General features: G+C 51.4%; 12 protein-coding genes. 6 read left to right on the forward strand and 6 right to left on the reverse strand.

The annotated features are described in order from the left end of the window. Positions 1-23: 23 nt before the first annotated feature. The 5 genes from rbsB to kup form a co-directional block, all read right to left on the reverse strand. A complete protein-coding gene (gene rbsB / locus KGP17_RS27055; protein WP_021181448.1) occupies positions 24-911 on the reverse strand; it encodes a ribose ABC transporter substrate-binding protein RbsB in 888 nt (295 codons plus the stop codon). A 25-nt stretch (positions 912-936) separates the two neighbouring features. After that, complete coding sequence (rbsC, locus tag KGP17_RS27060; RefSeq protein ID WP_094982447.1) at positions 937-1905, reverse strand: ribose ABC transporter permease; 969 nt, start codon at positions 1903-1905, stop codon at positions 937-939. Positions 1906-1911: 6 nt separating this feature from the next. Further along, positions 1912-3417: a ribose ABC transporter ATP-binding protein RbsA gene (rbsA, locus tag KGP17_RS27065; protein ID WP_223498638.1), complete on the reverse strand. Its 1506-nt coding sequence runs from the start codon at positions 3415-3417 to the stop codon at positions 1912-1914. A 7-nt stretch (positions 3418-3424) separates the two neighbouring features. After that, the gene (gene rbsD / locus KGP17_RS27070; RefSeq protein ID WP_021181445.1) at positions 3425-3844 is read right to left on the reverse strand and encodes a D-ribose pyranase; all 420 of its coding nucleotides are present in this window, start codon (positions 3842-3844) and stop codon (positions 3425-3427) included. A 167-nt stretch (positions 3845-4011) separates the two neighbouring features. Then, entirely contained in the window at positions 4012-5880 is a 1869-nt protein-coding gene (gene kup, locus KGP17_RS27075; protein WP_059199291.1) for a low affinity potassium transporter Kup, read from the reverse strand. A gap of 309 nt (positions 5881-6189) precedes the next feature. On the opposite strand from kup, the gene ravA reads away from it, so the two are divergent. Together ravA and viaA are read left to right on the forward strand one after the other, a co-directional pair. Beyond that, positions 6190-7698, forward strand: coding sequence for an ATPase RavA (ravA, locus tag KGP17_RS27080; protein ID WP_223498639.1), 1509 nt, complete (start codon positions 6190-6192; stop codon positions 7696-7698). A gap of 2 nt (positions 7699-7700) precedes the next feature. Continuing rightward, entirely contained in the window at positions 7701-9164 is a 1464-nt protein-coding gene (gene viaA, locus KGP17_RS27085) for an ATPase RavA stimulator ViaA (RefSeq protein WP_223498640.1), read from the forward strand. Between the two features lie 3 nt (positions 9165-9167). Here the strand turns inward: viaA and asnA are convergent, their stop codons facing one another. Continuing rightward, positions 9168-10160 carry an aspartate--ammonia ligase gene (gene asnA, locus KGP17_RS27090; protein WP_223498641.1) on the reverse strand — a complete coding sequence of 331 codons (993 nt, stop codon included), beginning with the start codon at positions 10158-10160 and terminating at the stop codon, positions 9168-9170. Between the two features lie 155 nt (positions 10161-10315). Between asnA and asnC the strand changes: the two genes are divergently transcribed. The 4 genes from asnC to KGP17_RS27110 all read left to right on the forward strand — a co-directional run bounded on the left by asnC (position 10316) and on the right by KGP17_RS27110 (position 13752). Beyond that, the gene (gene asnC, locus KGP17_RS27095; RefSeq protein ID WP_021181440.1) at positions 10316-10777 is read left to right on the forward strand and encodes a transcriptional regulator AsnC; all 462 of its coding nucleotides are present in this window, start codon (positions 10316-10318) and stop codon (positions 10775-10777) included. A gap of 364 nt (positions 10778-11141) precedes the next feature. Continuing rightward, positions 11142-11729 carry a DUF308 domain-containing protein gene (locus KGP17_RS27100; protein ID WP_071925988.1) on the forward strand — a complete coding sequence of 196 codons (588 nt, stop codon included), beginning with the start codon at positions 11142-11144 and terminating at the stop codon, positions 11727-11729. A gap of 48 nt (positions 11730-11777) precedes the next feature. Beyond that, a complete protein-coding gene (gene hdeB / locus KGP17_RS27105; RefSeq protein WP_059199288.1) occupies positions 11778-12092 on the forward strand; it encodes an acid-activated periplasmic chaperone HdeB in 315 nt (104 codons plus the stop codon). 193 nt (positions 12093-12285) lie between these two features. Then, entirely contained in the window at positions 12286-13752 is a 1467-nt protein-coding gene (locus KGP17_RS27110; RefSeq protein ID WP_223498642.1) for a basic amino acid/polyamine antiporter, read from the forward strand. Positions 13753-13771 lie beyond the last annotated feature (19 nt).

A 13771-nucleotide genomic window follows, 5' to 3' on the forward strand; every position in this document is an offset into this window, starting at 1 on the left:
GTTCCGATGGCGCTGGAGATGACTTACTTGGTAACCAGTTTCAAATCAACCGGGATAGTCGCCGGTACTTTCTCGCCTTTCAAGATCTTATCTGCCGTTTCTACGCCAATCACGCCGATTTGATCCGGACGCTGTGCCACGGTGGCAGCCAGTTTACCGCCTTCAACCGCTTTCACGCCGTCTGCGGTGCCGTCAAAACCAACGACGATGACATCCGTTTTACCAGCGGTTTGCAACGCACGCAGCGCGCCCAGTGCCATTTCATCGTTCTGTGCAAACACCGCCTGCACGTCTGGATGCGCGGTCAGCAAGTTCTGCATGACGTTCAGACCCTTGGTACGATCGAAGTCTGCTGGCTGGCTGGCCAGCAGTTTAAATTTGTTCTGCTCCAGTGACTGTTGGAAGCCTTCGCCACGTTCACGGGCAGCAGATGTCCCGGCAATGCCTTCCAGCTGGATCACCTTGGCATCGGCCCCTACTTTGTTGGCGATAAAGTCACCGGCCATTTTACCGCCCACGCGGTTGTCGGAAGCGATATGGCTGACTACTTCGCCTTTCGCTGCCATACGGTCGAGCGTAATGACCGGGATCTTGGCCTGGTTGGCCATCTTGATGGCGTTACCTACCGCGTCAGAATCGGTTGGGTTAATCAGCAGCAGTTTCGGGTTCTGCACCATCAGATCCTGCACGTTGGCCAACTCTTTCGCCGGGTTGTTCTGGGAATCCAGCACCACCAGGTTGTAACCCAGTTTGTTGGCTTCCAACTGCGCCCCTTCTTTCATCGAAACAAAGAACGGGTTGTTGAGCGTAGAAACCACCAGCGCGATGGTGTCTTTTGCCAGGGCGTTAGCACTCAGGGTGGCGGTTAACGCGATGGCCGAAACTAAGGTTGCCAGTTTTTTCATTTTCATGGTCGTGATTCCTGTAGGGGAGAGGTTACTTGTTACTTTTGTTGTCTACCAGAACCGCCAGCAGAATAACGGCTGCTTTCACGATCATTTGGTAGTAGGAAGAAACACCCAGTAAATTCAAACCGTTGTTCAGGAAGCCAAGGATCAGCGCCCCGATCAGGGTACCGACGATGCGCCCTTTACCCCCAGCCAGGCTGGTACCACCCAGTACCACCGCAGCGATGGCATCCAGCTCATAGCCGGTACCCGCAGTAGGTTGCGCAGAGGACAGGCGCGCCACTTCAATGACCCCAGCCAGTGCCGCCAGCAGGCCGCACAGGGAGTAAACGATGATTTTAACCCTATCAACGCTGATACCGGAAAGGCGGGTAGCCGCTTCGTTGCCGCCCAGCGCATAGATATAGCGGCCAAGACGGGTATGATGCAGCATATACCAGGCGGCGACAAACACGATGGCCATGATCCAGATCGGGGTAGGAACGCCTAACGGGCGGCCAATCCCGAACCAGCCGAAGGCGTCGGCAACGTCGGTAAAGCCGGTATTGATCGGGCTACCGTTGGTGTACACCATGGTCATGCCGCGCAGTAACAGCATCATCACCAGGGTGGCAATAAATGCCTGAACCTTGCCTTTGGCCACGATAATCCCGGTACAGGCCCCTACCGCTGCCCCCAATGCCAGCGCAGCTGCCACAGCCACCACCGCATTGACTTCAAATCCGACAATCGAAGCGGCTACCGCCCCGGTCAGCGCCAACAGCGATCCGACCGACAGGTCGATGCCGGAAGTCAGGATCACCAACGTCATGCCGACCGCCATAATGGCGTTCACCGAGGTTTGCTGCAGGATATTGAACAGGTTATTAACGGTGAAGAAATTCGGGCTCATCGAAGACACCACGGCAATCAGCACCAGCAGGGCAATCAGCGATTTCTGCTCCAACAGCCACTCTTTACTGAACCAGCGCTTAGCTGCAACACTTTGTGAACTCATATCTGATTACTCCTGCTTTACGCCGTATTGCTTGCCAACGGCTGCTGCCATCAGCACTTCCTGGGTGGCCTGTTCAATCGGGAATTCGCCGCTGAGGTGGCCTTCATGCATCACCAGGATGCGGTCGCTCATGCCCAGCACCTCCGGCATTTCCGAAGACACCAATATGATGCTCAGCCCTTCCTGCTTGAACTGGTTGATTAACTGGTAGATCTCTTTTTTGGCCCCGACGTCGACGCCGCGTGTCGGTTCATCGAGGATCAGCACCTTTGGCCGGGTCATCAAGCCACGGGCAATCGCCACTTTTTGCTGATTGCCGCCGGAAAGCAGGCCAATCGGCTGCTCCATCGACGGCGTTTTGATATTGAACAGGCGGATAAAATCGCTGACGGCGATCTGCTCGTCGGCATGTTTCAGGCCACCACCGGCGCGGCTGAAGTAGCGCAGCGCGGTCAGCGACATGTTTTCCTTCACCGACATCCCCAGCACCAGACCATCACGCTTACGGTCTTCGGAGATATAGACAATGCCGTTAGCCAGGCCGTCCTGAGGAGTACGAGTCACCACCTCATGGCCGTCCAGATTCACGGTGCCGCTTTTACGTGGCGCCGCTCCGTACAGGATCTTCATCAGTTCGGTACGCCCAGCCCCCATCAGGCCAGCCACACCCAAAATCTCACCGCGGTATAAAGTAAAGCTGACGTCATGCACGCCAGGGCCGGAAACGTGGCTCACCTGCAGGCGTTTTTCACCGCGCGGCAGGTTCAGACGTGGATACTGCTCTTCCAGCTTGCGACCCACCATCATTTCAATCAGCGAATCTTCATTCAGTTCGGCAACCGGCCGCTCGGCAATAAATTGCCCGTCACGGAATACGGTCACATCGTCGCAGATTTCGAAGATCTCTTTCAGGCGGTGGGAGATATAAACAATACCGCGGCCTTCGGCTTTCAGCTCGTTGATCACTTTAAACAGCGAGGCGGTTTCGGTATCGGTCAGGGCATCGGTCGGCTCATCCATGATGATCACTTTGGATTCAAAGCTCAGCACCTTGGCGATTTCCACCATTTGCTGATCGCCAATCGACAATTCCCCCACCAGCCGGTGGCTGCTGTAGCGCAGGTTCAAACGCGCCAGCAGTTTGTCCGCTTCGGCATACATGCGTTTCCAGTCGATGCGGCCAAAGCGGTTAACGAACTCGCGGCCAAGAAAGATGTTCTCGGCAATGGTCAGCTGCGGGATCAGGTTCAGTTCCTGATGAATGATGCCGATACCCGCTTCCTGCGAATCCTTCGGCCCGTTGAAGGCCACTTCCTTGCCAAGGAAATATTGGCTGCCCGTATCTTTGTTGTAGATACCGGTCAGCACTTTCATCATGGTGGACTTGCCGGCACCGTTTTCCCCCACCAGCGCCATCACCCTGCCGGGATAAACGCTCAGGGCGGCCCCAGAAAGCGCCTTCACGCCGGGAAAGGCCTTATCGATCCCCTTCAGTTGCAGTAAAGGTTGCATAGGCGCCTCAGAAAGTTACGCCGGAGCACAGGATCACGTTCGCGTAGGGCGAACATTCTCCGCTGCGGATCACGGCCCGGCTATGTTCGGTTTGCGCTTTAAACGCGCTGTGGCTGATATAGCTGATGCTGATGGTATTGCCCTGGTGTTGGCCAAGCTGAGTCAGTTGAGCCAGTAATGCCTCGTGGAGCGACGGGTTATGCTTGACGATCTCTTCCGCCAGGATGGCGCTCTCTACCTGCATTTCCTGCGTCACCACGCCTACAACCTGTAAGAATGTCGGCACCCCTTGGGTCAGCGCCAGATCGATACGCGGCGTCACGGCCGGGATCGGCAAGCCTGCATCGCAAATCGCGATCTGATCGGTGTGGCCGAGACGAGAGACCACCGCAGAAACGTCAGAATTCAGTAGTACGCCTTTTTTCATGAGTAAACTCCAGCAGCGAAACGTTTCGCTATTGAGTCAGTGTAGAAAATCAGCAGAGGAAGACAACCCTGTCATAGCGGAAATGTGATCGCCATCGAAACGTTTCGCTCACGTTTGATAAAGCGTAGCTAAAAAAGAAGGGCCCAGCAAATGCTGAGCCCTCTCTTTTAGATTTCGACCTGGGTTCCCAGTTCGATGACCCGGTTGGGCGGGATCTCAAACTGGTCGGCAGCCCGCAATGCGTTGCGGCTCAGGGCGATAAACAGCTTGCCGCGCAGGAACAGATACCACGGCCGTTTGGTGAGGATCAGCGATTCATGGGACATAAAGAACGACGTCTCCATCATCCGGCATGGCAGCCCTTCCAACCCACAGCGGTGGAAGACTTCCTCAACGTTCGGCGTTTCACGCCAGCCATAGCTGGCTACCACTCGCCAGAAGGTCGGTGACAATTGCTCAATCGTTACACGCCGGACGTTATGCACATAAGGAGCATCTTCGGTACGCAAGGTCAGCAGCACTACCCGCTCATGCAGCACTTTGTTGTGCTTGAGGTTATGCAACAGGGCAAACGGGATCACGTTAATCGCCCGCGACATAAACACCGCAGTGCCCGGCACGCGAACCGGTGGCGATTTTTCCAGTGAGGCAATCAGTGCTTCAAGGGAGTTACCGTGCTCATGCATCCGGCGCAGCAGGCGGAAACGTTCACTCTTCCAGGTGATCATGATCAGGAACATCACCAGGGCCAACATCAGTGGCAACCAACCGCCAGAGAACAGTTTCAAGGCGTTCGCCGAGAACATCGGTACATCAATAATCAGCAGCATCACCAGAATGCCTCCCACCAGGAAGCGATTCCAATGCCAATTCTTGATGGCGACGGAGGTGATCAGGATGCTGGTCAATACCATGGTGCCGGTCACCGCAATACCATAGGCCGCGGCCAGGTTACTGGAGTGTTCGAAGCCCACAATCACCAACACCACGGCGATATACAGGGTCCAGTTGATCACCGGGATATAGATCTGGCCGGACTCCATTTCCGAGGTATGAATGATGCGCATCGGTGACAGATAGCCCAGACGAACGGCCTGGCGGGTCAACGAGAAAACGCCGGAAATGACCGCCTGCGAGGCAATAACCGTGGCCAGCGTAGCCAATATCAACAGCGGGATCAGCGCCCAATCGGGGGCCAACAGGAAGAACGGGTTCTTGATCGCTTCCGGATTTTTCAGCAGCAATGCGCCTTGGCCGAAGTAGTTAAGCACCAGCGAAGGCAGTACCACGGTGAACCAGGCCAGGCGGATCGGGAATTTGCCAAAGTGGCCCATATCGGCATACAGCGCTTCCACACCGGTAATCGACAGTACCACCGCACCGAGCGCGAAGAAGGACACCTTCTTATATTCAACAAAGAAGTTGAGGGCCCATTTAGGGTTCAGCGCCTGCAACACTTCCGGGTTGGCGATAATGCTGCGCGCCCCCAGGACCGCCAATACGATAAACCACAGCAGCATCACCGGGGCAAACAGTTTGCCCACGCTACCGGTGCCATGTTTTTGGATGGCGAACAGTAAGGTCAGTACCAGAATAGACAACGGGACGATGTAGGGATCAAGCGACGGGGCGGCAATCTCCAACCCTTCGATCGCCGACATCACCGAGATCGCCGGAGTGATCACTACCTCGCCATAGAAGAAGCTGCCACCAATCAGGCCCAGGATCACCAGCAAAGAGGTCGTACGTGCCGAGGTATGGCGCCCAGCCAAAGACATCAACGTCAGTATCCCGCCTTCACCGGCGTTATCCGCACGCATGACGTAGGTGAGATACTTCAAGGAAACGATGACGATCAACATCCAGAAGATTAAGGAAAGAAAACCAAACACCACGTCGGGACGGACATCAAAACCGTAATGACCGGAAAAACATTCTCGCAAGGTATAGAGCGGGCTGGTGCCGATATCACCGTAAACGACCCCAATAGCCGCCAGGGTAACCGCCGATAAAGACTGTTTATGTTCTGTGCTCATAGTTTGCTTCTTTTGCTAGATCATCCGTCAACCGATGCATCAGCATCAGGTTAAAGATACGGGCTCCAAGATCCGTCACACCCGGTAAAAGGCGCACAGTATGCATCATTTATAGCACTTGCCTACTCTACTATCTGACCCCAAAAATAAACAAAATGTGAATCACCCCCCTTGTTGAGCATAGAAAAATTTTACTAATCAACCAGCTATAGGGCTAAAAATAATGATGGTTTATCATCGGATTCTCTAGCAAGATTGGCTGTCGGCCTGGGTGGCAGGCTCTAACCTCCGGACAACGCGAGCTATTTTATGGCGTCATCAACACTTCTGGCAGAACGGATCGCCCGCCTCAGCAGTGCGCTGGAGAGCGGCCTTTATGAACGGCAAGAGGCTATCAGGCTTTGCTTGCTGGCAGCCTTGTGCGGCGAAAGCGTGTTCCTGCTGGGCCCGCCGGGGATCGCCAAGAGCCTGATCGCCCGCCGGCTGAAATTTGCCTTCCGCAGCGCTCGCTCCTTTGAATACCTGATGACGCGCTTTTCCACGCCGGAAGAGGTGTTTGGCCCGCTGTCGATCCAGGCTCTGAAAGATGAAGGCCGCTATCAGCGTCTGACTGCGGGTTATCTGCCCGAAGCCGAGATTGTCTTTCTTGATGAAATCTGGAAGGCTGGCCCGGCTATCCTCAATACCCTGCTGACCGCGATCAACGAGCGCCGCTTCCGTAACGGTAATAGTGAAGAGCCCATTCCCCTGCGCCTGCTGGTCACCGCCTCCAATGAATTACCCGAGGCCGATAGCAGCCTTGAAGCGTTGTATGACCGTATGCTGATCCGGCTGTGGCTCGATAAGGTGCAGGATAAGCAGAATTTTCGCTCGCTGTTGGTAGCCCGGCAGAATGAAAACGACAACCCGGTGCCCGAGGCACTAAGCATCAGCGATGAAGAGTTCCACCAATGGCAACCGCTGATCGATAAGGTCAAACTGCCGGAAAACTGCTTTGAACTGATCTTTCTGCTGCGCCAACGGTTAGACGCCTTGGAACAGGCGCCTTATGTTTCCGACCGGCGTTGGAAGAAATCCCTGCGCTTACTGCAAGCCTGCGCCTTTTTCAGCGGCCGCGACACCATTGTGCCGTTGGATTTAATGCTGTTGAAGGATTGCCTGTGGCACGATCGGACATCATTAAAGTTGTTACAGCAACAAATCGATCAGTTGCTGACCGAACAGGCCTATCAGCAGCAAACCTTGTTGATCCAGCTACAGCAGATCCACACCCGCTGGATGCAGCATCAACAGCAGCAGAGCCATCGTCAGGCCATCCAACTGGTGAAAAAAGGCGGCATGTTCAGCCGCAAGCCACAATACGTGCTGGAGCATCCGCTCACTGGCACCACTTTGACGCTGCTGCTGCAAAAGCCATTACAACTGCACGACATTCAGGTTAACCATCTAAGTATCGAAAGCAGCATGCTGGAAAACTGGCTGCAAAAAGGCGGTGACGTGCGCGCCAAGCTCAACGGCATTGGTTTTGCCCAGCAGATCGATCTGGAAGTCGATGAGCAACTGCATCTGACCGTGCTGGACGTCAGCCGCCAGCCCTCCCTGCTGGCCCTGCCGGGTAAACCGACCGGGGGAACCCCGCCAGAATTCCTGGACGAAATAGAAACGCTAAGCCAGCGCCAGGCAGAGCAGCGGCGGTTATTCAGCCAGCATCAGCCTTGCCTGTTCACCCCTGCCGCCGGGTTGGCGAAAATTGAAGCCAGCCTGTTGCAGGTGGCCGAGCAGATCAAACAGCTGTCCCAGCAAATGCGCGGCCAGTAACCATGCTGAGCCTCGAAACGCTCGATATGCTGTTGTCGATCTCCGAAGGCGAGCTGATCGAAGAGCTGATCATTGGCATGTTGGCCGCGCCGCAGTTGGCAGTGTTTTTCAATAAATTTCCGGCGATACGTCGGGCGATCAACCGCGATCTGCCTCAATGGAAGCTGCAACTGAAGGATCGCATTCAGCAAGCCGTGGTGCCACCGGTGCTGGCGCAAGAGTTTTACCGCTATCAGCAGTGCCAGTTGGAAAGCCACGGCCAGTTCTCGCAAAACCTTGACGACACGCTCGATCTGCTACGCCAATGCGCATCGCCGTTTTACGCCCAGGCACGGAGCATGGTGGACGCCGCCGACCTCCCCGCTCATCCGCTCGATGGCAGCTTCCAGACCCTGTTTCTGCAACGCTGGCGCATTAGCCTGACGCTGCAGGCCACGATGCTGCACCATAAGTTACTGGAGCAGGAACGTGAACAACTGATGGCCGAGCTGCAAGAGCGGCTGGCACTGAGCGGCGCACTGGAACCTGTGCTGGCAGAGAACGACACGGCCGCAGGCAGATTGTGGGATATGAGCAAAGGCCAGTTACAACGCGGTGACTACCAACGGCTGGTGGAGTACGGTGACTTCCTGCAACAGCAGCCAGAGCTACAAAAGCTGGCACAACAGCTGGGCCGCAGCTATGAAGCCAAGGCGGTGCAGCAACAAGATGCGCAGCCGGAACCGTACAGAGTGATGGTGCAGGTACCCGCCATTCAGCCGGAAGAGGTCAGCGGTATACACCAAAGTGACGACATCCTGCGGCTACTGCCACCCGAACTGGCGGCGTTAGGCATTGAAGAGTTGGAGTTTGAGTTTTACCGGCGGCTGCTGGAAAAACGGTTGCTGACCTATCGCCTGCAAGGGGATGCCTGGCAGGAACAGATCATGATGCGTCAGGTCACTCATCAGCAGCAGGACCGGCAGCCACGCGGGCCATTTATTGTTTGCGTAGATACTTCCGGCTCAATGGGCGGCTTTAATGAACAATGCGCCAAGGCCTTTTGCCTGGCACTGCTGCGCATTGCACTGGCAGATAACCGCCGCTGCTACATCATGCTGTTTGCCAGCCAGATCGTGCACTATGAACTGACGGCCGCCAGCGGTATCGAACAGGCAGTGCGGTTCCTGGGCCAGCATTTTCGTGGCGGGACGGATTTGGCCGCCTGCCTGAATGCCACCGTCGGCAAAATGGCGGAAAGCGACTGGTTTGACGCCGATGCGGTGATTATTTCCGATTTTATTGCCCAGCGATTGCCGGAAGAGGTGATCAAGAAGGTGAAGTCACAGCAGCACAGCCACCAACAACGCTTTCATGCAGTGGCCATGTCAGCCTATGGCAAACCCGGCATCATGCGCATCTTCGATCATATCTGGCGCTTTGATACCGGGTTAAAAAGCCGTTTACTGCGGCGCTGGAGTCGCTAGCTGTTACAGCAGCCCAGCAACGCTCTCGCGTACTTCTGGTCCCCACACGCCACACTGTACCTGCCCAATATGCGACAGTTGCAGCAGCAGCATCACCAGGCGTGATTGGCCAATACCGCCACCAATCGTCTGAGGCATTTCACCACGCAGCAGGGACTGGTGCCATTCCAGCTTCAGGCGATCCAGATCGTCGGTTAACGTCAGCTGATGTTGCAGCGCCGCCGCATCAACGCGGATGCCCATTGAAGAGAGTTCAAACGCATCCTGCAGCACCGGGTTCCACACCACGATGTCACCGTTCAACCCTTTCAGCCCTTCGATACCTGGCGTGGTCCAGTCATCATAATCCGGTGCACGTACGTCATGGGATTTGCCATGTGAGAGTTTGCCACCAATACCAATCAGGAATACGGCCCCCATTTCTTTGGCGATCGCACGTTCACGACCTTTAGCATCCAGTTCAGGGTAGCGTTGCAGCAGCGTTTCGCTGTGAACAAAGTGGATCTGTTCTGGCAGGAACGGTGCCAGACCAAATTCACGGCTCACCGCGGCTTCCGTTTCTTTTATAGAGGCATAGATACGCTTAACGGTATCTTGCAGGTAAGCCGGGTTACGTTCGCCATCTCCCATTACACGTTCCCAATCCCACTGATCGACATACACCGAGTGGATCGGCGTCAGGCGATCTTCATCCGGGCGCAGCGCTTTCATATGGGTATACACACCTTCACCCGCGCTGAAATCGTGCTCGCCCAGGGTTTTACGCTTCCATTTAGCCAGCGAGTGCACCACTTCAAACGTCGAGTCCGGTAGGCTTTTGACCTTCACCTGAACGGCTTTTTCGCTGCCCGAAAGGTTATCTTGAGTACCGTCACCCAGTCGGCTGAGGATCGGAGCCTGCACTTCAATAAGGCCAAGCTGCTGTTCCAACTGGCGGGAGAAGAAGGATTTCACGAAGCTGATTTGTTGTTGTTTTTGGATAAACTGCTTTTTCATTGCCGTATCTCTTGAATAACCTGTCTAGTTGCCAATGATTAAGCAACAGAATGGCATCTAAATTCAATATCCATCAATCAATATTGCCTTTTCGCTTTTAATCAGTCATTTTTAAGCGGTGATAATTCAACAAACGGCAATTAAAGGGGCATTTAATGGCAGAAATTTATCAGATCGATAATCTCGATCGCGGCATCCTCAACGCGTTAATGGAGAATGCCCGCATGCCTTACGCCGAACTGGCGAAGAATTTTGCCGTCAGCCCCGGCACCATTCATGTGCGCGTGGAGAAGATGAAACAGGCCGGGATCATCACCGGAACGCGGGTTGATGTGAACCCAAAGCAGCTGGGTTACGACGTCTGCTGTTTTATCGGCATCATATTGAAGAGTGCCAAGGACTACCCTTCGGCGCTGAAAAAGCTCGAAAGCCTGGAGGAAGTAGTGGAAGCCTATTACACCACCGGCCACTACAGCGTGTTTATCAAGGTGATGTGCCGTTCGATCGATGCGTTGCAACAGGTTCTGATCAACAAGATCCAGACCATCGATGAGATTCAGTCAACGGAGACGCTGATCTCCCTGCAGAATCCTATCATGCGTACCATTACGCCTTAATAAGCGATTTTTCACAGCCCACAAGCCTCTATGATAGGCCCGTGGTGCTGTGTAAAACAGCCCAAACATGATTTGAGTAAAATCAAAAAAAGATTGAAAATCGAGTTTACGGAGGGCACGTTTGCATCAATAGGGTGTTTCTGAAGCATGTTGATCAATTGTTGATTAATTTGGTTATGCACGTAAATATCAGTAATCTGTTAATAATTATAAATGTAAGTCTTACATATGTAGGAATCATACGACATCTGTCGTTATATGCTCTTATATACCTAATGAGTCGTTTAAAATATTATTCTCTCACTTTATAGAACTACACTTTGATCATGCGCTGATAACAGGCGTGGCAAGCAAGGGAGAGATCATGGTTTATATTGACAGTGATACCATTAACAAACTCAGTCTCCGGATATTGAGCAAATATAAAAAAACAGCTTTGTTTTTAGCCGTATTGTTTTTACTGTGCGGCACTTTATGTTTACTGATCCCTGTCTATTCTGGCATTGCTTTGAGCTACCTTATAGGAAGCTTATTTGTTATTTCAGGGGTATACTCCTTCGTCAGCGCATTCGCTTTCATAAAAAACACTTCGAGTTTTTTTTCATTGCTTCTGTTCGGTATTATCTATGTTTTTCTGGGAGTGAGTTTTTTATCAAGCCCCATGATAGGAATGAATATTCTTTCAATGCTCATTTGCATTCTATTTTTGTTAGGAGGATTGAGTCGTCTGACCACAGCATTTAACAATAGTGAAATGATTGGGCGTTACTGGTGTATTTTTATCGGGATCCTGGATTTTGCTATTGCATTCCTCTGGCTGAGTGCTGGTGAAAACACATCATATCTATTAACCGTAATGTTAATCGGTCTTGAAATGGTGTTAACTTCATGGTTTTTCTTCATGCTTAACTATGGTTTAAACCATCATAAGGACAGTTACTCCGGCGCATAATTTCAACACATTTTTCAATATTTTCATTATTAACAGGAGATAGTTATCATGACTAAATTTACCAAAAATATCCTTATCGCTTCCGCTTTGGTTGTAGCTGGCATTAATGTTGCCAACGCAGAAACCACGGTTAAAACAACCCCGCAGGATATGACTTGCAAAGAATTTATCGATCTGAATCCTAAGGCAATGACCCCCGTAGCATTCTGGGTGGTCAATAAAGATAATGTTTTTCAGCAAGGTGATTATGTTGACTGGAATGAAGTAGAAACCACCTACGTTCCACTGGTCATCAAAGCCTGCAAGCAAAAACCTGAAAGCAAGCTGGAAGAATTTAAGCAGTGGATTAACGACATTAAATAATGTCTATCAGATAAAGTCAGCTATCTACGATAACTGACTTTATCTGTATGAAAATCAACTCCACACTAATACCCTTCAAAATTAGTTAGTACTCTCAGCATTAATTTCGGGAATTCCACCTTAAAAGGAAAAAGGATTTACGCTAAAAAAAATAACAATCTATACCGTTATTTTTATAAGAGGAAGATAAATTATGCCTACAGGCATAGCAGGAAAAGATAGCAATCAAAAATTAGGTCTTTTGGCATTAGTTGCTATCGTCGTCAGTTCGATGATTGGCAGCGGCGTTGATGGGCTACCACAGAATATGTCCGCCAGTTCAGCAGTAGGTTCTGTGACTATAGCCTGGCTAATCTGCGGTTTCGGAATGTTTTTCATTTCTCGTACATTTATTATTCTTTCGGATATTCGGCCAGACCTACAGGCTGGCATCTACATGTACGCTCAGGAAGGCTTTGGTACCTTCTGTGCATTTATTGTCGTATGGGGCTATTGGCTGATGACTATTTTCAGCAACGTCGCCTTTGGTATCATGGTGATGGATACGCTGAATTATTTTATCCCGGGAGGTTTTAGCGGCGGGAATAATATCCCTTCAATTATTGGCATATCAATTCTCATCTGGGGATTCAATATTTTAGTGTTGTCTGGCACAAGACTTGCTGGTGCGCTAAATATTATAGGGACGTTAGCAAAATTAATACCCCTAGTGATATTTGTATTCGTTCTGGTTTATTTCCTTAACGTTAACGAACTCACCAGTAACATCTGGGCAAACAATCCTTTATTTCCTAAGGAGTATCTAGGCTCGGTATTCTCCCAGATAAAGTCGCCACTTGATGTTGCTCTATGGTGTTTTATTGGTGTTGAAGGTGCCGTTGCGTTGTCTGGAAGAGTAAAAAACAAAAAAGATGTCGGCAGGGCAACCTTAATTGGTTTTATCATTTCACTTATCATATGTATCTTGATTTCTATCCTGCCTTTCGGGGTCTTGACTCAAAAACAACTGAGCGTGATCGCCACGCCATCAACGGCAGGGATCCTGAAGATTGTTGTCGGCGAGTGGGGCGAAAGACTGATTAATATTGGTGTGCTGATCTCGGTGTTAACCAGTTGGTTAGCCTGGACCATGATTTGTGCAGAAATCCCTATGGTTGCGGCCCAAAATGCAGCTTTCCCAGAAAAATTTGCCAGACGAAACCATCAAGGAGCGGCATCGGTTTCACTATGGGTCAGCAGCGCTTTAATGCAGCTTGTGGTTTTGATGGTTTACTTTTCAAGTAACGCCTGGATAGCCATGCTCTCGATTTCAGCCTTGACAGTTTTACCCGTCTATCTGCTGTCCACCGCTTACTTATGCAAGTTATGTATCAATGGTGAATATAATAATTATGTTCGTAATGGCCGTATCAGTGCACTAATCAGTGGTGTCATAGGGCTATTATTTTGCTTGTTTATGTTTTACGCCAGCGAGCCGAAATATCTTGCCATGGTACCAATGCTTTTAACTCTGGGATTACCGTTATTCTTTTGGGCACGTATCCATGATGGAGGAATAAAAAAAATATTTAAGGGTAATGAAATGAAAATTTTCTTATCATTAATCGCTCTTGATGCATTTACAGGATTTCTCTTTATGAATGGTACGATAAAGCTATAACCCAATTTTTGTTGTTCAG

Source organism: Serratia sp. JSRIV001 (assembly GCF_019968745.1).
Classification (GTDB): Bacteria; Pseudomonadota; Gammaproteobacteria; order Enterobacterales; family Enterobacteriaceae; genus Chania; species Chania fonticola_B.